The sequence below is a fragment of the Brevibacillus invocatus genome (genome assembly GCF_003710915.1).
GTDB classification, from domain to species: domain Bacteria; phylum Bacillota; class Bacilli; order Brevibacillales; family Brevibacillaceae; genus Brevibacillus; species Brevibacillus invocatus.
The window spans coordinates 1-19,477 of record NZ_RHHR01000041.1 but is presented as its reverse complement, the minus strand read 5'-3'; the positions used below and the strand labels follow the sequence as shown (position 1 = coordinate 19,477).

At 46.3% G+C, this 19,477-nt stretch carries 22 protein-coding genes; all 22 read left to right on the top strand.

The features are described from left to right. Window position 1: 1 nt before the first annotated feature. The 22 genes from EDM52_RS19710 to pabA all read left to right on the top strand — a co-directional run bounded on the left by EDM52_RS19710 (window position 2) and on the right by pabA (window position 19,020). Window positions 2–883: a CpaE/TadZ family protein gene (locus tag EDM52_RS19710; protein WP_122910662.1), complete on the top strand. Its 882-nt coding sequence runs from the start codon at window positions 2–4 to the stop codon at window positions 881–883. Continuing rightward, complete coding sequence (locus tag EDM52_RS19705; protein WP_122910661.1) at window positions 880–1,671, top strand: CpaB family protein; 792 nt, start codon at window positions 880–882, stop codon at window positions 1,669–1,671. The genes EDM52_RS19710 and EDM52_RS19705 overlap by 4 nt, the downstream gene beginning before the upstream one ends. Continuing rightward, complete coding sequence (locus EDM52_RS19700; RefSeq protein WP_122910660.1) at window positions 1,668–2,789, top strand: hypothetical protein; 1,122 nt, start codon at window positions 1,668–1,670, stop codon at window positions 2,787–2,789. The genes EDM52_RS19705 and EDM52_RS19700 overlap by 4 nt, the downstream gene beginning before the upstream one ends. After that, on the top strand, window positions 2,786–4,135 hold the full coding sequence (locus tag EDM52_RS19695; protein ID WP_122910659.1) for an ATPase, T2SS/T4P/T4SS family: 1,350 nt from the start codon (window positions 2,786–2,788) through the stop codon (window positions 4,133–4,135). Before EDM52_RS19700 ends, EDM52_RS19695 begins: the two co-directional genes overlap by 4 nt. Continuing rightward, window positions 4,132–5,031, top strand: coding sequence for a type II secretion system F family protein (locus tag EDM52_RS19690; protein ID WP_122910658.1), 900 nt, complete (start codon window positions 4,132–4,134; stop codon window positions 5,029–5,031). The genes EDM52_RS19695 and EDM52_RS19690 overlap by 4 nt, the downstream gene beginning before the upstream one ends. Next, window positions 5,032–5,871 (top strand): hypothetical protein, encoded by an 840-nt coding sequence (locus EDM52_RS19685; protein ID WP_122910657.1) that lies wholly within the window; start codon window positions 5,032–5,034, stop codon window positions 5,869–5,871. A gap of 15 nt (window positions 5,872–5,886) precedes the next feature. Beyond that, the gene (locus tag EDM52_RS24815; protein WP_183185212.1) at window positions 5,887–6,033 is read left to right on the top strand and encodes a hypothetical protein; all 147 of its coding nucleotides are present in this window, start codon (window positions 5,887–5,889) and stop codon (window positions 6,031–6,033) included. Between the two features lie 50 nt (window positions 6,034–6,083). Beyond that, complete coding sequence (locus EDM52_RS19680; RefSeq protein ID WP_122910656.1) at window positions 6,084–6,284, top strand: hypothetical protein; 201 nt, start codon at window positions 6,084–6,086, stop codon at window positions 6,282–6,284. Window positions 6,285–6,526: 242 nt separating this feature from the next. Continuing rightward, complete coding sequence (locus tag EDM52_RS19675) at window positions 6,527–6,859, top strand: hypothetical protein (protein ID WP_245997158.1); 333 nt, start codon at window positions 6,527–6,529, stop codon at window positions 6,857–6,859. Between the two features lie 3 nt (window positions 6,860–6,862). Further along, the gene (locus EDM52_RS24810) at window positions 6,863–7,015 is read left to right on the top strand and encodes a hypothetical protein (protein ID WP_183185210.1); all 153 of its coding nucleotides are present in this window, start codon (window positions 6,863–6,865) and stop codon (window positions 7,013–7,015) included. After that, window positions 7,015–7,431 carry a hypothetical protein gene (locus EDM52_RS19670; protein WP_122910654.1) on the top strand — a complete coding sequence of 139 codons (417 nt, stop codon included), beginning with the start codon at window positions 7,015–7,017 and terminating at the stop codon, window positions 7,429–7,431. Before EDM52_RS24810 ends, EDM52_RS19670 begins: the two co-directional genes overlap by 1 nt. A 338-nt stretch (window positions 7,432–7,769) precedes the next feature. After that, the gene (locus EDM52_RS19665) at window positions 7,770–8,753 is read left to right on the top strand and encodes a protein rep (protein ID WP_000336291.1); all 984 of its coding nucleotides are present in this window, start codon (window positions 7,770–7,772) and stop codon (window positions 8,751–8,753) included. A 70-nt stretch (window positions 8,754–8,823) separates the two neighbouring features. After that, on the top strand, window positions 8,824–9,702 hold the full coding sequence (locus EDM52_RS19660; RefSeq protein WP_122910653.1) for a putative RNA methyltransferase: 879 nt from the start codon (window positions 8,824–8,826) through the stop codon (window positions 9,700–9,702). Between the two features lie 202 nt (window positions 9,703–9,904). Further along, window positions 9,905–10,234, top strand: coding sequence for a hypothetical protein (locus EDM52_RS19650; protein ID WP_122910651.1), 330 nt, complete (start codon window positions 9,905–9,907; stop codon window positions 10,232–10,234). Between the two features lie 216 nt (window positions 10,235–10,450). After that, a complete protein-coding gene (locus EDM52_RS19645; protein WP_122910650.1) occupies window positions 10,451–11,545 on the top strand; it encodes a dipeptide epimerase in 1,095 nt (364 codons plus the stop codon). 2 nt (window positions 11,546–11,547) lie between these two features. Then, complete coding sequence (locus EDM52_RS19640) at window positions 11,548–12,477, top strand: C40 family peptidase (protein ID WP_122910649.1); 930 nt, start codon at window positions 11,548–11,550, stop codon at window positions 12,475–12,477. Between the two features lie 261 nt (window positions 12,478–12,738). Then, entirely contained in the window at window positions 12,739–13,683 is a 945-nt protein-coding gene (locus EDM52_RS19635; RefSeq protein WP_122910648.1) for a sigma-70 family RNA polymerase sigma factor, read from the top strand. Window positions 13,684–13,979: 296 nt separating this feature from the next. Beyond that, on the top strand, window positions 13,980–14,852 hold the full coding sequence (hslO, locus tag EDM52_RS19630; RefSeq protein ID WP_122910647.1) for an Hsp33 family molecular chaperone HslO: 873 nt from the start codon (window positions 13,980–13,982) through the stop codon (window positions 14,850–14,852). 27 nt (window positions 14,853–14,879) lie between these two features. Next, the gene (locus EDM52_RS19625; protein ID WP_122910646.1) at window positions 14,880–15,782 is read left to right on the top strand and encodes a peptidyl-prolyl cis-trans isomerase; all 903 of its coding nucleotides are present in this window, start codon (window positions 14,880–14,882) and stop codon (window positions 15,780–15,782) included. 78 nt (window positions 15,783–15,860) lie between these two features. Then, window positions 15,861–16,793, top strand: a complete 933-nt coding sequence (cysK, locus tag EDM52_RS19620) for a cysteine synthase A (RefSeq protein WP_122910645.1) — start codon at window positions 15,861–15,863, stop codon at window positions 16,791–16,793. Window positions 16,794–16,915: 122 nt separating this feature from the next. Continuing rightward, window positions 16,916–18,433: an anthranilate synthase component I family protein gene (locus tag EDM52_RS19615; protein ID WP_122910644.1), complete on the top strand. Its 1,518-nt coding sequence runs from the start codon at window positions 16,916–16,918 to the stop codon at window positions 18,431–18,433. Further along, the gene (pabA, locus tag EDM52_RS19610; RefSeq protein WP_122910643.1) at window positions 18,430–19,020 is read left to right on the top strand and encodes an aminodeoxychorismate/anthranilate synthase component II; all 591 of its coding nucleotides are present in this window, start codon (window positions 18,430–18,432) and stop codon (window positions 19,018–19,020) included. Before EDM52_RS19615 ends, pabA begins: the two co-directional genes overlap by 4 nt. Window positions 19,021–19,477 lie beyond the last annotated feature (457 nt).

Below are 19,477 nucleotides of genomic sequence, written 5' to 3'. Positions count from 1 at the left end.
TATGTTTGATCAGGTGAATCGCTTTGTCTCCAGGTTTCGAGACTTGGAACAACAGGAGTTTAATCATACCCGCGAAGAAGAACAGCAGTGGAGGCTGTTAAAGGAAAAGCTTGCAGCGTCGCCTATCATTGAAGAGCCACAGCAAGTACTCAGTCGCAAATGCATCGTGGTTACGAGTCTTTATGAACAGGCAGGAGCGAGCTTTATTGCGGGAAATGTTGCTTACGCTCTAGCTAGTCAAGGCTTGTCCGTGACTCTTTGTGAATATCCAGGATCCTCATCCTATTATTACTTTGCACTAGACTTCGAACGCAGAGTCAAACCACAGCGTGTGAATGATTCAACCACATCTATGCTCCTCTTACAGAACAACCAACTTCGCATCCAGATTGACCCCCCTTATCCTCATCATCCATCATCTCAAATCGACACAGCCGATTGGCTATTACGTACGAGCAAAGAGAGTCCTCTAGTTGTGATAGATCTATCGTCGCGATGGAGAGAACCAGAAGCAAAACGAATCTTTGATTTAGCGGACGAAATATGGGTTATCTTTGACGCTGATATTGCCCGCTTAACGCGATTGTTTCTTATGGAAGCAGCACCGTCCTGGTGGCATACGGCAGGAAAAAGAATGAGGTGGATCGCAAACAAATGGAATGATCGCCTTGCCCGTTCCAGCATGATGAAACGAGTAGAAGGAACCCTCTCTTTGTGGGGCAGAGAACCCAAATCTATCGACATACATGCAGCTCTGCCTCATTTTGATGGGGAGAAAACGGCTATGGCGCATGTGAAAGGGAGTCTCTTGCTGGAGCTTTATCCAGAAGAAGAAGAGAAGTTTCAGTCCTTGGTGTATGCATGTAAAGGAAGGTTGCCATGAAAAAACAAACCTTGTTTATCATCTGTCTGATTTCGTTTTTATTAGCGGGTTCCTCTTTCTACGCTGCGACCCAGTATATTGATGCTTTAGCAGCGAAAAAGCTCTTTTCACCAGTGGTCAAGGTTGCACTGGGTAAAGAAATTTTACCCTACGAACCGATTACTAGGGAGGATGTAGTACTGGTTCAGGAGGCTGTAGATGCCATACTTCCAGACTCTGTAAGAGAAATAGAGAATGTACTTGGTAAAAGAAGCACCCAGACAATTTATGGTGGAGAGCAGCTTTTAAGCACCAAATTGACGGATAATCAGCTGCTCCCTGAAACGGGGGAGGCGAGGTATGAATTCCCCCTTATGTTTATTCAACCATTGACGGAGCTGCGTAAAGGGGATCATGTGAAAATTTGGGTTCGTTACAAGACAATGAACGAATTGGAGGATTTCCCGTCTCCGCATCACTTTCAAAAGACGAATGATACTGCTGATCTATTATTCGAAAGCCAATTGGCCAGTGTACGTGACAGCAATGGTATTGAAATCTACACCCTGAAACCCAACCTGCTGCCATCCCCTGACCAGATGGACGCCATTTTTCATGGTGGGACACGTGAAAAACCAATGCTCAACGCAGAAAAAAGATACCGTGACTACCGTGTGCAGCCTACTGCTCTGCCTGCCTTTGTTGGCTTTAACTTGACCGATCAGCAGTATAAGAAGGTTACAGAAGCAATGACATACGGCATGCTGCAAGTGGGTCATATCATGGTATCGGAGGAATCTACCTCATGAAAATCCTAGTTTGCTATCCTATGAAGTCATTGGCAAAAACCTATTTGCCGCGTTCTGTAGAAGCATTGGTGGCAGAATCGGGCGATGAATATTTTCGTCTTGTTCACTTGTATCGCCCTGACACAGCCATTATTTTTTCCGAGATGTTTTCTACGCCGGTCTGGGAGTGGCTGCCTTCTGTTCAATCTGCTTTACCCGCACATAGCTCGTTGATTATCGTTCCTTTATACAGGGACGAGGGATTGATTCGCCAAGTAGTGGATGAATTGTCTTTGCAACGTGTATATCTGTTGTCATCACAGCTCTCACAATCGGAAATACGTGAACAAATATGCTTCATTTTAGGTTTTGTCCATGATTCGAAAGAGACTGAGAGTCGAAGTGGACGCGGTCAGGTGTACACTATGATGAGCTACGGCGCTTCAGGTATTACCACTTTTTGCATTAACTTTCCAATTCTTCTTGCTCGGCAAAACCTCGAGAAAAGAATCATTGTACTGGATATGAATGATGCAAAACCTGATTTGACCCGCTTCTTTAAGCTTCATCAACATCAATTGGCGCTCTTTCGTCCCGACTTTTTGGAAGCAACGACCGCGAGCAAGCGAGACTGGATTCGGGTATGCAAGCAAAGCGATCACATGTCCAACCTGTTTTACGCCCATGCTGCGAACAAATGGAAAAGCGCCGAATTATCCAATATGATGGAGGCTTTTCGTCAGCAATTTGACTACATATATGTCGACTGGGGATACTGTTTTCCGGAGACAGAGGCCATGCTCAGGATGATGCATATCGCCGATCGCAATCTCTTGTTTGTTAGAGCCGATCCGTTCAGTATCGAAAATGCAAAGGAATGGATAATGGGATGGAAAAAGCGGGGGATAACATGTGAGGTTCTGCTAAGCCATCTCGACAAGGGGCACCCCTACCGAATCGGGGAAGAGGTTACTTTGTACGGAGTAGTGCCTCGAATATCGGAGAGCAGATTAATGCAGTCCCACCAAAGCAGTAGCGTGTTGATCGAAGAATTGTTTCCGCCAAAGTCCTACATTAGCAGCTTGGAAGTGATAGCAAAAGCTGAATATTCCAACAAAAGTGTGGTGTTGAGCAGATGAGAGTGCTGCATCAACATGTAAGCCCGGCAAATTTTTCGGACGTAGAGCAAATTAAACAAGCGGCCAGAGACTATCTCAATCATTTTGGAAGCAATAAAGAAGAAAAGCTGGAGATGCAACGTATTCTCGCTCTGGCCGAACAAGGTGACCGGGATAGTCACAATCACATCATTCTGCGTCTCCAGCATTACTTCGAGGAAACGATCAAGCGTCCAGTGACAGAGGAAATATTGCCGCATGTCAATGGATATGAGGGGCTTGCTTTTGCAACATATGGTTGGGGAATTCTGGATGCGGTACTGCATTTGTCCCCGTGGGTGGAGGAAGTTCGAATTTCAGCCGACAGAAGTGTGGCGTACATCGAACAGGGAGTGAAAAAAAACCTTCCCTATAAGCCAACATGGAGAGAAGTGGAGACGCTTCAACAAAAATTGACGAATGCTGCGGGTCTTTCCTTTAACGAAAAGAAGCCTCGTCTCAGTGGCTACCTAGATTCTCTAAAGGCAAGGCTGACCATGTTTACTTATCCATATTCCAGAGTACCTACGATTCTCGTCAGACGATTTACTACTCCCTCTTTCTCCCTGGATCGTTTGAGGACCCAGCAACAGCCAACATTTGACGAGAAGGTGCAAATGTTGATTGAACAGCAGGTATACGGTAGAGCTAATGCACTCGTGATTGGTCCTATGGCTGCCGGGAAAACAACCTTGATGCTGTGCATGCTGAAAATGAAAGATCCTTTGACTGAGTACATCACCATCTTTGAAAGCGAGCATGAAATGCGGTTTGGTGATGTTTGGCCGGGGGAAGTCATCGAGCTGCAAAATGTCGAGGAAATAGGAATTGATCTAGCTCATTGCTTCAAGGATATGTATCGTTCAACAGCCAACACGATCCTTATTGGGGAGATCAGGGAACCACTCGAGGCCTATCACTTCATTAACGCAGGTATTCGCGGAACTGATGCGACAATTGGCGCCATGCATGAAAGGTTTCCGAACAAGGCATTGCAGGACTTGACCGACCTTGTCTACCAGTACGGAGGTCGAAGCATCGAATTGACTCAGGAAAGAATCAGTAGAGCAGTCAATTTTGTTAACTCACTCACTTATCGAAACAACGGACATCGATTTATAGACGCTATCCATGTGACGGCATGGAATGACACGTTTAACCGGGTAGAGTCCATTCCCTTGGTAGTGCGTAATGCACAGTCGGGCGAATACGAATGGACGGGCCAACAGTTGGATGCCCATTTGACCGAGTATATGTGTCATGTTGGCAAAGCGAGCATCGACGTATTGAAGGAGCTACGCCTTACTGATATAGGTAGACCCCTATGAAATACGTTCTTTTGTTGCCTTTGTTGATCTGTTTGTTTATCGGTTTTTTGTTTTTGGGGCTGCATCTGTATAAGAGCTGGTCGACACCAAAGGTGTTCTATCCCCGCACCGTTGCTGTGTGGAGAGAAAGATTTCTACGGCATGAAACAGGTCGAGTCCTTTACGAGGGGTATAACCGTTGGTGTCAGGTCGTGGGTGGATCCCCTGAAGCTCATCTGCTTGTATCTCTTTGCGGTGCAGTGGCCGGGTTTGCAGCAGGGATCTTGCTGGGGAATTTGATTGTCTCCCTGTCTCTGTTTCTGTTGCTTTTCATGTTGCCGACTTTGCTGCTTTATGCCAGGTACACTGTGCAAATGAACAAGAAAATCAACAGCTTTTGCCGATTTGTAGATTTATTCGCTCGCTATTATAACAGTCGAAAAAATATCATCTTAACCTTCCGAGAAATGATTGAGGAGTGCCCAAGAGAGTTACTGCCAGATCTGCTGCTGTTAAACAATAATCTTGCAGATGGTGGAGATCCCGTGACAGCGGTAGAAAAATTCGCTGAGAGATTGGATCACCCCTGGGCCTATGACTTTGCCATGTATATATCTAGTGGATTGGAAGGCGAGACCGAGGATATCCAGTCACCGCTAAACAGACTTACCAACGAGATGTTTGTACAGCAGGATGAAAAGGAAGAACGAGATAGTGAAATTCACTCGATATGGATCAGCTTGTTGATCGTGATCGCGATCTGTATCTGTCTGATTCCCTACAATCAGGGGTTGCTGCAGGATTCCTATCGCCTCTATTTCTTTACTCCCGATGGACAAGCTATTCTAGCGATCGCGCTCACAGTCTGGTCATTATCCATCCTGCTTGCCTTCATATGGGGAAGGAGGTTCCGTTAAATGCCATTGGCAACGCTGTACATCTTCTTGGTTTTGGGTTCCTTGTTTGTATGTATCGCGAGTTTTTCGATCTGTAATTATGTCGTTCGCTCACAAAAACCGAAGCTCTTCATTTCATCGCGCTGGTGGCGTAAATGGGAACAAACCGTACAGTCACAGGAGGATGATCGCTGGGAACAATTGCTATCGCGAGCGGGTAGACCATTTGGTTGGGGGAAGCCGGAGTGGGTTTTCGTTCAATGGATTAGTGGAAGTATAGTGTGCCTGATTACGATTCTCTGGGTGTGGATAGGAAGAGTAGATTCCTTTCCCCTTCTCTCCATGTGCCTGGCATCAGCAGGGAGTTTCCTTCTTCCTTATTTTGGTCTGAGGCTGTGGGCTGGCCGCAGGGAGGAGATCTTGAGCACCGATATTGCCCGTTTTATCAATCGTTATGTCACTCTCTTGGAAAATCAGGTACCTGTCTACAGCGCCATGATGAAGGCTGGGCGGCCCACGAGAAAACTGAAAGAGTATCTGCCTACATTATCAGAATGGAATAAAGATCCAGACGAAGCATTGGAAACCTTTAAGCGAAAATTGGGTGTGGATGACGGTGTAATTCTAGTTTCCGGTATGAGAACGATTGAACAGCTGAGTGAAGCGCAGCTTAGTGTAACGATGCAGCGTCTGGAATGGGCTGTCGATCATCGCCGTATGTTTCGGCATCGCAAAAAAATCAAATCGCTGGGCATCGGCTACAGCATTATCGTGTATCCTGCGTTCTACATGGGACTTTTGGTTGCTATGTTTCCTTGGTACAAGCTGTTGACTGAGATACTGGATAAATACCTGACCTGAGGAGGGAGGCGATTCATGACAAAGCTGTTGTCAATTCTGATGTGCATCGTGTTTTCGTTGGGGATCATCGTATCAAGTGTGTCGGAGGTAAATCGTTCTGTGGTCAAAGACGGCGGATTGCGAGATCGGGCTGTATCATGGATCGATCAAGCTATTCCCTGAAAGAGATCTTCTTTTGTTTTCACCAAATCATTGTTAAGGAGTGAATGTCTGTGTCAAAAATGTTTTTCATCTTTCTTGCCTGCGTGATGGTATTAGGGATTGGTGTAAGCTCCTACGGTAACGAATTGAGTCCAGCAGCCAACGACTCAGCGGAAAGCATCAATCGCTCGATCACCTCGCTCAATTACGATACCAGAAATGAAAATATTAATTACCGTATGCAAAATGGCACGTCCTACACCTCGAACTGATGCTCCATCACCACGTTTTTCTCATCATCATAGTCATGGCAGGCAGTATATGCTCGATATTGTGGTTTTCTCAACCAGAAGAGCAGTTGCGTGAGACACAACAAGAAAGGGTGTATCGAGCTGCTACGGTCATCTTTCACTAAACGGGTGATCAAAGGCTCCAGCTGATGGTAAAAGCAAAAGTATTCCTGATTTGTATCGCAGTTCTCCTACTCGTCTTTTCTGGAATAGGAGCCTATCACATGTATGCACTGGAGCGGTCTATCGCGAGGGCTATATATACGGACATTCTCGATGACATGCAGGATATCGGTTACCTGGAGCCTGGTTTGTCGGCTTATTACCTTGAAAAAATGGCGGAGCTGGGCTGGGATGTGTCGGGAGATGTATTTGCTGGCAGCGGTCCGCGGTCAGCGAGTGAACGGGCAAGAAAAGAACGAAACGAAGAGGTTACGCTAGTCGTATCCATCTATCCGTCTCGTGTAGCTCAGTGGATGAATCGTTTTGTAGCAGGGGAGGTCATATTTTCGTTTGCGGGAAGTCGTCCTTCCGAATATTTTGATCCGGAGTGGTAGCTGATGAGTAAGATGATCACCATCCTTGCATTGATGGCATTGGTTTTGCCCCTGACCGTTCACCTGTTGCTGACGGGTCCGGATAATTTGATGACGGCAAGTACGCAGTTCTTTGGCAAGCTTCTGACCCATGTCACCAGATTTGGTACAGGCTGATGGGGCAACTGATTGCGGTCATCCTGAACATTATGGTTCTGCTATTGGTACCGCTCGGAATCCTGCAAAGCCATACCGTCATACAGACGCGAAATGAATTGCTGGAAGTAAGTGCTGCTGCGGCCAAATACATAAGTAATCACGGTGGGATCAATGATGCTGTCGTACAGCAGCAAGTTCGAGCTATTGTAACCAGGGAGTTGGCTGAAAAGCAGTTTTCCTTGTCGGAGCAGGCATTGACCATCCATATTGTCCGTACGAAAATAGCGGATCCGGTTTTGTGGAGTCACGAGGATGAGTTTGAGCTGCGTATGGAAATTCCGTATCCACGTTTTACGAACTACCTACCTGTTCCGATGTCATCGATGGCCGTGACCAGAGTGGGAACGATCAACGTCATGGATTACGATCTGTGAAATCGGTGATCATTTTTTCAGAAAGGAGAGATCCGTACGGGTATCAATCTCTTATCGATTTCTACGTTGCTCTTCTTTCTATTGATCGGACTGTTTGTGGTAGATACGGACTTGGCTATGCAAAAGAAAGCAGAAGTCAAAATGCTGTTGGAGCTGGCTAATCATCATGCGACCTTGTCATTTTTATTTTAGTTGCTGAAAGGTGCGTTGAAGTGTTGGTATGTATGTGTTTTAAAGTATTGAAAACCCTTAAAATTGGTTGCACAGAAAAACCCCATCTGTTAAAGTTATAAGTGACCAAACAAATAACTAAATAGATGGGGGTTTCTTTTAATATTATGTGTCCTAATAGTAGCATTTATTCAGATGAAAAATCAAGGGTTTTAGTGGACAAGACAAAAAGTGGAAAAGTGAGACCATGGAGAGAAAAGAAAATCGCTAATGTTGATTACTTTGAACTTCTGCATATTCTTGAATTTAAAAAGGCTGAAAGAGTAAAAGATTGTGCTGAAATATTAGAGTATAAACAAAATCGTGAAACAGGCGAAAGAAAGTTGTATCGAGTGTGGTTTTGTAAATCCAGGCTTTGTCCAATGTGCAACTGGAGGAGAGCAATGAAACATGGCATTCAGTCACAAAAGGTTGTTGCTGAAGTTATTAAACAAAAGCCAACAGTTCGTTGGTTGTTTCTCACATTAACAGTTAAAAATGTTTATGATGGCGAAGAATTAAATAAGAGTTTGTCAGATATGGCTCAAGGATTTCGCCGAATGATGCAATATAAAAAAATTAATAAAAATCTTGTTGGTTTTATGCGTGCAACGGAAGTGACAATAAATAATAAAGATAATTCTTATAATCAGCACATGCATGTATTGGTATGTGTGGAACCAACTTATTTTAAGAATACAGAAAACTACGTGAATCAAAAACAATGGATTCAATTTTGGAAAAAGGCAATGAAATTAGACTATGATCCAAATGTAAAAGTTCAAATGATTCGACCGAAAAATAAATATAAATCGGATATACAATCGGCAATTGACGAAACTGCAAAATATCCTGTAAAGGATACGGATTTTATGACCGATGATGAAGAAAAGAATTTGAAACGTTTGTCTGATTTGGAGGAAGGTTTACACCGTAAAAGGTTAATCTCCTATGGTGGTTTGTTAAAAGAAATACATAAAAAATTAAACCTTGATGACACAGAAGAAGGCGATTTGATTCATACAGATGATGACGAAAAAGCCGATGAAGATGGATTTTCTATTATTGCAATGTGGAATTGGGAACGGAAAAATTATTTTATTAAAGAGTAGTTCAACAAACGGGCCATTTAACGGAATAAGGTTCAAAGGATGTATTGATTTGTAGAAAGGGAAAGATGGTATGACCAATAAAGAAAAAAGTGCAAAAGTGGTAAGTGAGATAGTGGACATATTTAGATGTCCGATTTGTCATCGTTCAATGAAAGTCGTTGATTTTAAAAGCCTCATCTGTTCGAATAACCATACATTTGACTTTGCAAAACAGGGCTATGTCAATATGTTAACTCGCCCCTCCAATCAACATTATGATAAAAATTTATTTGAAGCTAGACAAAAAATAATTATGGAAAGTAACTTATACTCCTCATTACACAAGAAAGTTTCAGAAATAATTGGTAAGCATTTAGACGAATTCCATTACCCAACTATTATTTTCGACGCAGGAAGTGGCGAGGGTTCACATTTACAAAAAATTATAAATGAATGTCGCGATAGGGCAATCACTGGGATTGGATTAGATATTGCAAAAGAAGGCATTATAATGGCTTCTAAAAATTATCATAATCCGATTTGGCTTGTTGGTGATTTGGCGAATATTCCTCTAACTGATCAGTCAAGTCACGTGGTTTTGAATATCCTATCACCTGCTAATTATATGGAGTTCAAAAGAGTTCTGGCTCCTGAAGGTATCATAGTGAAAATTGTACCTCGTCCTAATTATCTCAAAGAATTGCGAGAGGTAATTTTTACGAACAGTGATAAAAAAGCCTACACCAATGGAGAAACCATATCGCTATTTAAACAAAACTTCCAGTTAGTAAATAATTTCAGGTTTAGTTATTTTAAGGAATTAGAGCAAACAGAATTATTGAACCTTATTCAAATGTCTCCACTAGCTTGGAATGCAGAAAAAGAACAGATTGATTCATTTTTAAATTTAGATTCTACTGGAATAACTGTTGATTTGGATATTTTGATTGGTGTAAAAAGTACGTCTTAATTTACCTCAATCGGGCGCGATTGCTGAATAAAAGATACGAGAGACCTCTCTTGTATCTTTTTTATTTTGAGTGGTTTTGTCCGTTACACTAGAAAACCGAAAGACAATAAAAATTTTATTCTTGCTGAGTCTGGCTTTCGGTAAGCTAGACAAAACGGACAAAATAAAAATTGGCAAGGGTTTAAAGGTGGAGATTTTTTGAGTGATCTTCTCAAGTGTCACAACTGACCGTATTCCCTTTACCCGCCACTATATCGATTTTCGCACCTGGCGTCAGGATTGGGATTTGAGCTACCGCTATGACGGAACTTTACTTTCCCTTGATCGGGTCACTCCCGGTTCTGCTCGTCCAGAGGGTGGACATCTTCACATTCGCGTTATTACCCAGCAAGGAGAGGAATTGTCATTGGCTCCGAAAACCATGGTAGGACCTTCTCATATCGTAGTGGCTTATGTAGACGAAAGGCCGTTCCTTTCCATGCTGCCTGCTCACTCTTTTCCCGTTGTCAGTGTGGAGGAAGTGAAGCGATAGAAGTTGGCTGTCCCGGTATTCTCATGTGGGTTGCGAACATCATCATCTTTGCGTGCAAGTCGGCGATTCCAGAAAAACGGGGTGCCGGCTTTTCCTGTTTTAGCTTTTCAAATAAACGAATATTTTTGCCTTATCAATATTTTTACGAATTTTTCTATAATTGTGCTATCATTTTTTTAAAACAAAGCCAACTAACAAGATGTAGTGGAGGAAAACATGATCATTCAAAACATCGAAGTAAAACGTATATCTGTACCGTTGAAAAAACCGTTTAAAACCGCATTGCGGACAGTCGAGGCACTGGAATCTGTGCTCGTCAAAATCACCTGCGACAACGGCATGGTTGGCTGGGGGGAAGCTTCTGCGACCGTCGTCATCACGGGAGACAGTATTCAAAGTATTGAAGCCGCTATCCTGCATACGATCAGACCGCAATTGATCGGCAAAAGCGTGCTAGCCTACGAGCAGATTTTCCAAACCCTGCACCAGTCGATGGTAAATAACAGCAGCGCCAAAGCAGCTGTAGATATTGCGCTGTATGACTTGCTCGCCCAGCGTGCCAACATGCCTCTTTACCAGTATCTCGGAGGATACCGCAATGAGCTGGAGACCGATTATACAGTCAGTGTCAACTCACCGAAAGAGATGGGTGAGGATGCGGCTGCCTTTTTCAAGGACGGGTTCAATGTTTTGAAAATCAAGGTTGGGAAAGACGATATTAAGGAAGACATTCTACGGATCCAGGAAATTCGCAAATCCGTAGGCAATGAGGTCAAGATCCGTCTGGATGCTAACCAGGGCTGGAATGCCAAGGAAGCGATTGTCTCGATCCGCAAAATGGAGGATATGGGACTCGATATTGAATTGATCGAGCAACCCGTCAAAGCCCATGATCTGGATGGCTTGAAACAGGTAACGGATGCTGTCGACACCCCGATCATGGCAGACGAGAGTGTTTTTTCACCGGCTCAAGCATTGGCGGTACTGCGCAATCGCGCCGCTGATTTGATTAATATCAAACTGATGAAAGCGGGCGGGATTTACAAAGCGCAGTTCATTAACCAGCTGGCAGAGGAACACGGTATTCCTTGCATGGTGGGCAGCATGATTGAATCTCGGCTGTCGGTATCGGCAGCAGCCCAGTTCGCCGCAAGCAAGAAGAACATCACGCGCTATGATTTTGATGCACCTCTGCTGCTGCTCCGCGATGGAATCGAAGGTGGCGTGACGTATGAAGGACGCAAGATGTACATGCCGGAGCTGCCAGGATTGGGTATCCGTTCCGTGAGCTTGTGGGAGGAAGGAGAGTAAAAATGAAACCTGCAATCATTGCAGTCAGTCTAGCGACCGTGTGGACCAAGCCGGAGTCCCCGATCGATCTGGATCAGCCTGCTCTCACTGCACCGGCCGACTTGCGCGGTTGGCTTGGTTCCCTGACTGTAGAGGACAGACTAGATTTCTACAATCGCAATGCCATTCAAACACAAGCGTTGTTCGGGACACGCGTAGAAGTCTTGGAGGAGCAGGGGGAGTGGTCGCACATCCTTATTCCTGAGCAATCCTGCAAGAAAAACGAAATCGGTTATCCTGGTTGGGTGCCAACTGCACAACTGGCGCCCTGGTCAGATGCTTATCAGCTCACCCGGGGTCAGCCTGCCGTGATCGTGACCGCTGCACATACTCACCTGTACGATCTGGAACTGGCCGAAGGAATCGAGCTTGCCTATTTGACCCGGCTGCCATTAATCGAGGAGACGTCCGAAGGTGTGATTGTATCGACTGTGTTCGGCCCATCTCTTCTGCGTAAGGATGATGTGCAGATCGTGAAGAATGGGGAACCTGTGCCAGTACAAGCCCCTGTAAACAAAGGAGAAGCCATTGTTGCAAATGCCAAGCGTTTTCTCGGCCTTCCCTACCTGTGGGGCGGGATGTCCTCCTATGGGTATGATTGCTCCGGCTTTGCCTACAACATGCATCGTTCACTTGGGATTGTCATTCCCCGTGACGCATCTGATCAGGCTCTAGCGGGTGTACAGGTGGAGAAAAGCGATCTGCTCCCAGGAGATTTGCTGTTTTTTGCCTATGAAGAAGGAAAAGGACGCGTTCATCACGTCGGTATCTACATCGGCAATGGTGAAATGATTCATTCCCCAGATTCACGAGGCGCCATCGAGATTGTCGAGCTGTCTGGTTATAAACTGAAGCATGAGCATTCGGTTTCAAGGCGCTATTGGCAGGATTGACGCAAAAGCGCCGCTTGCTTCGACAGCATTCCGTCACGATCTGACATACTTCGCGAGCCATCCCTGAATGTTTTGGGGTGGCTTTTTCCCTTATATATGGAAGCATTACCAGCAATACTTTGTGTGAAGTTCTGTTAATATTCTGTTAACGGGCAGGAATCAGCCGGGCTTTGTCGAAATACGGATACAGGAAAAACTTGTTTTGGTAACAACAGGCCTACCTTCATCATGTATCTCATACCAGAGAAATGAGGGTTGCATATGACCGTGAGTACGTCTTCTTTCCACTCCACCCCCCGTCGTTGGCGGGAAGTTGAATCACAGCTAGGGATCGTCGTGCCGAAATCTCTTCGATCCGACACTTCTGTCTTGCTGTTCTTGGAAAGCGTCGCTGCAACACCCATGTTGGACAAAGAAGAAGAGCTAGCATGTTTGGTTCGTTATCAAGAAAAAGGAGATCTAGAGGCTCGGGAAACACTGGTACGCGCCTATCTTCGGTACGTGGTCAATACGGCTTTGCGCCATTTGAGAAGAGGCATGCCGTTCTTAGATCTGATCCAGGAGGGCACTATCGGGCTATTTACAGCCATTGAAAAATTTGATGTGAGTCGAGGCGTTCGTCTGTATCACTATTCACACTGGTGGATTTCTCAGGCGATTACCAGAGCCATCAATGACAAGGCTACCTTGATTCGCATTCCTGTTCATATGCATGAACAAATTCGCCAGTATCAAAAACAGGTGCTAAGTCTGGTGCATTTGCTCAATCGCACGCCAGATCGCCACGAGATTTCCAACCTGTTGGATATCCCTTTGGAAAAGGTAGACGCGATCGAGTATGCGCTGATGCTCAAGCTGGAATCGATTGATGCCGAGCTGGAGCTAAGGGAAGGATTTGCTGAGCAGGAGGAAGAAGCGCTCAGCTACGCGGAAATTGTCGATGATGGCGAATCCTCTCTCGATGACTGGATTGAAAAGGTGGATTTACGTCTGCAGATGCAAGCCGCTCTGGAACGGTTGAGCCCACGCGCCCAGGAAATCATCGCCATGCGATATGGGTTGTACGACGATCAGGTGTATACGCTGGAGGAAGTGGGGAAAATGTTCGGCCTCACCCGAGAGCGGATTCGCCAGATCGAGGCAACGACGATTGATCGTTTGCGTACACAGAAGGGAGCACGGGTGTTAAAGGATTACCTAAACTAGCATACGACGCGACAGTCCCCCTGAGTGGGGACTTTTTTTGTTCTACTATCGGAAAGTTTAAGTGCGCTAAAGCGCTAAAAAGATTAGCGGAAGATAGTATAAGTGCAACTAAGGCTCCGCCAAAAGCTTGGCGTAGCCAAGTTTTCAAAAAAATGACAGGTGCACAAGCTCTCATTTCGTTGGAATGTGCCTGAAGTGGCGTAGCTTGATGGCTGATGTGGTAAACTGGTTAATGCGTAAATCACGTTCTTATAGAATCAATACCAGCAGAAATGGACTTAAAGGAGGATCGCCTCATGAGCGATTACATGATAAGAGCTACAGGTTTTAATGGACATGTGCGCGCATTTGCTGCACGAACCACGGATATTGTCGAAGAAATGCGCCGACGCCACGACATGTGGAATACGGCAACTGCGGCGGCTGGAAGAACGCTGACCACGACTTTGATGATGGGAGCCATGTTAAAAGGAAACGAAAGCCTCTCCGTCAAAGTAAAAGGGGGAGGACCCATCGGGCAAATCGTCGCGGAGTCCAACGCACATGGAGAAGGTGTCGCTTATGTGACCAATCCCCACGTTCATTTTGAATTGAATGAGAAAGGCAAACTGGATGTGGCACGTGCAGTGGGTACGAATGGTTTTGTCTACGTAACCAAGGATCTGGGCTTGAAGGAGCCTTATCAAGGAAGCTCTCCAATCGTCTCTGGGGAACTTGGCGAAGACTTTACTTATTATTTCGTGGTCTCTGAGCAGACGCCATCCGCTGTAGGTGTGGGTGTGCTGGTGAATCCCGAAGATCGCTCTGTTTTGGCTGCAGGAGGCTTTATTCTTCAACTGCTGCCGGCTACCCCAGAGGATGTAGTGGCTGCTATCGAGGAGCGCTTGTCCCAACTGCCGCAAGTTTCCCGCATGATTGGGGAGGGATTGTCTCCAGAAGAGATCTTGACCAGGGTGTTGGACGAGCCGAAATTCCTGAGCCGCACTGAAATTCAGTTCCGCTGTTCCTGCTCCGAACAAAAAGTGACGAGAGCCTTGATCAGCATGGGTCAAGAAGAGATGGAAAGCATGATTGAAGAACAAGGAGAAGCAGAGGTTCACTGCCATTTTTGCAATGAACGGTACTATTTTGACAAGTCCGCGTTAGAAGACATCAAGAGAGACATGTAGGCGCGGCATTCCGAGGGGGAGGATGACATGACCATTGGAAGAGGGTTATGGACATTCGTCGGCGCACTCGTGGTGCTCTTATTGGTGGTAAGCTGGTCGTGGTCCCAGTCTTCAGGCAAAATGAAGACCGCTGCCGTCGTAGGAAAGGAAACGATCTCCGACGCTGAATGGGTAGCTGCATTAAAGCAGAAGTACGGACAACAGGTTCTTCAGGACATGATTAATCGAAAAGTGGTGTTCCAGGAAGCTGAGCGCCAAGGAATCACAGCAGATCCCAAAATGCTGGAAAAAGAGCTGGCACAAATACGTGAAAGCTACGGCAGCGAGAACGATCGTGATTTTGAACAGGCTTTGATGAGGCAGGCGGGTACTACTATCGAAGCACTGACACAGGAAATTACCTATCAATGGCTGCTGCGCGAGCTGGCTACCCAGGAAATCTCGGTCACGGAAGAGCAGATACAGACATTCTACAACAACAATCCAGAACGTTTTACGCAGCCGCTTCAGGTACGACTCTGGCAAATCGTGGTCGCGTCTAAACAAGAAGCAGACGTGGTTGTGAAGGAATTGAAGCAAGGAGCAAATTTCCAAACTTTGGCCAAGGAGCGATCCATTGATTCCCTGACTGCTGCTAGTGGTGGGGATATGGGGTGGATCAGCCTGGAAAAATCCGATTTGCCGGATGATGCGAAAGCCATGCTTGCAGATTTGAGCAAAGGAAAAAACAGCTCACCTGTAAAACAGGACGATCAATACGTGATTTATCACGTAGCGGAAAGAAGAGAAGCAAAGCAAACGGCGTTTGATCAAGTCAAGGACGATCTGCGAAGAGAGATGGCTTTTGCCCAAGTGGAATCACTGGACACTTTTATGGAACGCCTAAGGGAATCGGTCGGGGTGGAAATCAATGGGCAAATGCCTCATTGACCAGATAGGCTGCCATTGATATAATAAGACCTATAAAACCTACTATTTTACTCGGTAATTAAAAAGGGGGAAGGACACATGCGTGTGGCCAATTCCATTACAGACCTGATCGGATTTACACCGTTAGTGAAATTGAATCGAGTCGTCACCGAAGAGATGGCAGACATTTACCTGAAGCTTGAATTTTTTAACCCAGGCAGCAGCGTGAAGGATCGGATTGCTCTGGCCATGATCGAGGCAGCGGAAGCAGAAGGAAAGCTGAAGCCAGGAGATACCATCATCGAGCCTACGAGCGGAAACACGGGGATTGGTTTGGCGATGGTAGCGGCAGCCAAGGGCTATCGCGCTATTCTGGTAATGCCAGAGACCATGAGTATCGAGCGCCGCAATCTATTGCGTGCGTATGGAGCTGAGCTGGTGCTGACGCCAGGCAGCGAAGGAATGGGCGGTGCCATCCGCAAAGCGGAGGAGCTGGCTCGGGAAAATGCTTCCTACTTCATTCCGCAGCAATTTAAAAACCTAGCTAACCCTGCGGTTCATCGTGAAACGACGGCCAAGGAATTGCTGGAGCAGGCAGCAGAAATTGGTGGAGTCGACGCCTTCATATCGGGAATTGGTACCGGCGGAACGATCACAGGCGTGGGTCAGGTATTGAAAGAGAAATACCCACAGGTGCAAATTGTAGCAGTAGAGCCTGCAGCTTCCCCTGTCCTCTCGGGGGGCAAACCAGGGCCGCACAAGATTCAAGGCATTGGAGCCGGATTCGTTCCAGACATCCTGGATACCGAGATTTATGATGCGATCATTCCAGTTGAAAATGATGACGCGTTTGAAACGGCCCGTCGTGTAGCTCGCTTGGAAGGAATCCTCGGCGGGATCTCCTCTGGTGCAGCCATCCATGCAGCGTTGCAAGTAGCAACGAAGCTGGGCAAAGGGAAAAAAGTGATTGTGATCATCCCAAGTAACGGGGAGCGCTATCTGTCTACACCGCTTTATCAATTTGAAGACTAATTGCTTCAAAAGTCGAAAGACCACATCAGGCTCCGACCAGCCATGTGGTCTTTTCTTTTTGTACGAGAAGAGGATATAATTTACGGGCATAACATTTGTCTGATAACGGAGCGTGAAGAGCCATGGTCTTTCCTATATATGCTGATTGTCTGACTTATTCCCGATCCTATCCGTTGATTCCACTTGCAGTGCGAGTCCCTTGGCCTAGCCATGTGGACCCGTGGCATGTACTGCAGGCTTTGCAGCCGTCCCTGAAGGATTCGATTCTTTTGGAGAGCGGCCGGGTGGGCAAATATTCATTTTTAGCGTTTCAACCCGTCGCGACCTTGAAGAGTAAACACAATACAGCGACCATTTCTTATCCGGATGGGCAAGTGGAGAGCGTGGCTGCTCCCAATCCGTTGGAAGCACTGCGTACGCTGCTTGCCAACTACCGCACGCCTACATTGCCAGAGTTGCCTGATTTTTGCGGAGGGGCAGTCGGGTATCTGAGTTATGAGATGAACCGTTTTTTTGAGCCGACTTTGCCGCAGCTGGCTGTTGATGACTTACAGCTGCCGGACCTTTATGTTATGATAATGAAAGATTTGATTGCCTTTGATCATGATCGCAGGGAAATCATTTGCGTGACCCATCTCGCAGCCGATCAACTGACAGAGGAGCACTATTACGAATCCGTTCAGGGCTTGATACAGCGTGCTGAGCTGGTGACCGATCTCGCAGTCGATCTGGACGAAACGGATTGGGAGAGCTTGCGCAAACGGCCGATTTCCTCGTCTGCACCTGTAGATGTATCTTGGGAACAGGCAGAGTTCGAAGAAGCTGTTCGCCGCGTGCAGGCGTACATCTCTCAGGGAGACGTGTTCCAGGTAAACCTGTCCGTCCGACAAAGCAAGCCTATTGGCGTGACCGCACCGGAGATTTACAGTGTGCTGCGCAGGCTCAATCCATCCCCTTATATGGGATATCTCGACTTTCCGGAATTTCAGCTGGTCAGTGCTTCACCTGAGCTTTTGGTCAAGGTGAAGGGCGGTGAGGTGCATACGCGTCCGATCGCAGGAACACGACCGCGTGGAAAAGACGACGCAGAGGATGATGCGTTGGCCCGTGAGCTGATCGACAATGAAAAGGAAAGAGCCGAGCATGTGATGCTGGTCGATCTGGAGCGCAACGACATGGGGCGGGTATGCCGATATGGAAGCGTGGAGGTCAGCGAGTTTATGGTCGTGGAAAAGTACTCCCACGTCATGCACATCGTATCTCACGTGATCGGAGAGCTGGCAGAGGACAAGGATGTCTTTGATGTCGTAGCCGCTACATTTCCCGGCGGAACGATCACTGGAGCGCCAAAGGTCAGGACGATGGAGATCATCGAGGAACTGGAGCCCGTTAAAAGGGGTGTCTATACCGGATCTATCGGCTGGTTTGGATTCAATGGCGAATTGGAACTCAACATCGCGATCCGAACGATGCTGGTCAAGGATGGTGTAGCGCATGTACAGGCTGGAGCGGGCATCGTGATTGACTCATTGCCAGAGGCGGAGTATGCGGAATCATTGAAAAAGGCAGAGGCATTATGGAAGGCATTAGAGTGGAGTGAGCAGAGCAAGAAGAGTCGAGAGGAGACGAGTGTACGATGATTTTAATGATTGATAACTATGATTCTTTTACCTACAACCTGGTACAGTATGTAGGGGAGCTAGGTGAGGAGCTTCAGGTCTATCGCAACGACAAGATTACAATAGAAGAGATCGAACGGCTGGCACCAGACTATTTGATGATTTCGCCAGGACCCTGCACCCCGAATGAAGCGGGAATCAGCATGGATGTGATCCGTCATTTCGCTGGCAAAATTCCGATTCTGGGTGTTTGCTTGGGCCATCAGTCCATCGGGCAGGTGTTTGGAGGAAAAGTCGTTCGTGCGCAGCGGCTGATGCATGGGAAAACTTCGGACGTCTTTCATGACGGACAAACCATCTTTCGGGATATTCCATCGCCATATACAGCAGCCCGCTATCATTCGCTGTTGATCGAAGAAGGATCGTTGCCGGACGAGCTGGAAGTGACAGCACGGACAGCAGACGGAGAGATCATGGCTATTCGCCATCGTGACTATCCGATCGAGGGAGTCCAGTTTCACCCTGAGTCGATCATTACCCAGCACGGGAAGCAACTGCTGAAGAATTTCCTCACTACCTATGCACGGGACACGGCTGTACAAGGTTAAAGAATTCGAGATAGAGATGATCGTGAGTCACCTTGGCAATAAAGGCCAGGTGGCTCTTTTTTGTATTGTATAATGACCCGGTGATCGAATACCTTCCATCGTTCAGGTTACGACAACTGAGGATCGAGCCAGTGTAAAAATCCATCATCTTCTCTCTCATACTACTGGTGTGCCGCCTATGCGCAGGAGGGAAGAAATCCTAAAAAGATAGGCACTCAAACCTTCTGAGTGCCTTTTAGTGTTGTTCTTTTGACTGTTTTTTGAATTCTGTCCTTTACGTATTGTGAAAACTGTTCATTTTCGTATGTACAGATGTTTTTTATAATAATTAAGCCCACTCGATATCACTTAGTTGTTGGAAAGGAAGAATTATTATTTTGTCCTTTAGCACTAGCGTTGCATAAAAAATGTGTTTGTGATTTGTCGAAGTATTCTGAATGAAATCTTCAGCTTCCCA

Coding starts and splice junctions, on each gene's coding strand:
- EDM52_RS19695 (WP_122910659.1), top strand. CDS start 2,786: ATGAGAGTGCTGCATCAACATGTAAGCCCGGCAAATTTTTCGGACGTA.
- EDM52_RS19690 (WP_122910658.1), top strand. CDS start 4,132: ATGAAATACGTTCTTTTGTTGCCTTTGTTGATCTGTTTGTTTATCGGT.
- cysK (WP_122910645.1), top strand. CDS start 15,861: ATGCGTGTGGCCAATTCCATTACAGACCTGATCGGATTTACACCGTTA.
- EDM52_RS19665 (WP_000336291.1), top strand. CDS start 7,770: ATGTGTCCTAATAGTAGCATTTATTCAGATGAAAAATCAAGGGTTTTA.
- EDM52_RS19645 (WP_122910650.1), top strand. CDS start 10,451: ATGATCATTCAAAACATCGAAGTAAAACGTATATCTGTACCGTTGAAA.
- EDM52_RS24815 (WP_183185212.1), top strand. CDS start 5,887: ATGACAAAGCTGTTGTCAATTCTGATGTGCATCGTGTTTTCGTTGGGG.
- EDM52_RS19625 (WP_122910646.1), top strand. CDS start 14,880: ATGACCATTGGAAGAGGGTTATGGACATTCGTCGGCGCACTCGTGGTG.
- EDM52_RS19615 (WP_122910644.1), top strand. CDS start 16,916: ATGGTCTTTCCTATATATGCTGATTGTCTGACTTATTCCCGATCCTAT.
- EDM52_RS19675 (WP_245997158.1), top strand. CDS start 6,527: ATGTATGCACTGGAGCGGTCTATCGCGAGGGCTATATATACGGACATT.
- EDM52_RS19705 (WP_122910661.1), top strand. CDS start 880: ATGAAAAAACAAACCTTGTTTATCATCTGTCTGATTTCGTTTTTATTA.
- EDM52_RS19710 (WP_122910662.1), top strand. CDS start 2: ATGTTTGATCAGGTGAATCGCTTTGTCTCCAGGTTTCGAGACTTGGAA.
- EDM52_RS19660 (WP_122910653.1), top strand. CDS start 8,824: ATGACCAATAAAGAAAAAAGTGCAAAAGTGGTAAGTGAGATAGTGGAC.
- hslO (WP_122910647.1), top strand. CDS start 13,980: ATGAGCGATTACATGATAAGAGCTACAGGTTTTAATGGACATGTGCGC.
- EDM52_RS19635 (WP_122910648.1), top strand. CDS start 12,739: ATGACCGTGAGTACGTCTTCTTTCCACTCCACCCCCCGTCGTTGGCGG.
- EDM52_RS24810 (WP_183185210.1), top strand. CDS start 6,863: ATGAGTAAGATGATCACCATCCTTGCATTGATGGCATTGGTTTTGCCC.
- EDM52_RS19640 (WP_122910649.1), top strand. CDS start 11,548: ATGAAACCTGCAATCATTGCAGTCAGTCTAGCGACCGTGTGGACCAAG.
- EDM52_RS19685 (WP_122910657.1), top strand. CDS start 5,032: ATGCCATTGGCAACGCTGTACATCTTCTTGGTTTTGGGTTCCTTGTTT.
- EDM52_RS19700 (WP_122910660.1), top strand. CDS start 1,668: ATGAAAATCCTAGTTTGCTATCCTATGAAGTCATTGGCAAAAACCTAT.
- pabA (WP_122910643.1), top strand. CDS start 18,430: ATGATTTTAATGATTGATAACTATGATTCTTTTACCTACAACCTGGTA.
- EDM52_RS19670 (WP_122910654.1), top strand. CDS start 7,015: ATGGGGCAACTGATTGCGGTCATCCTGAACATTATGGTTCTGCTATTG.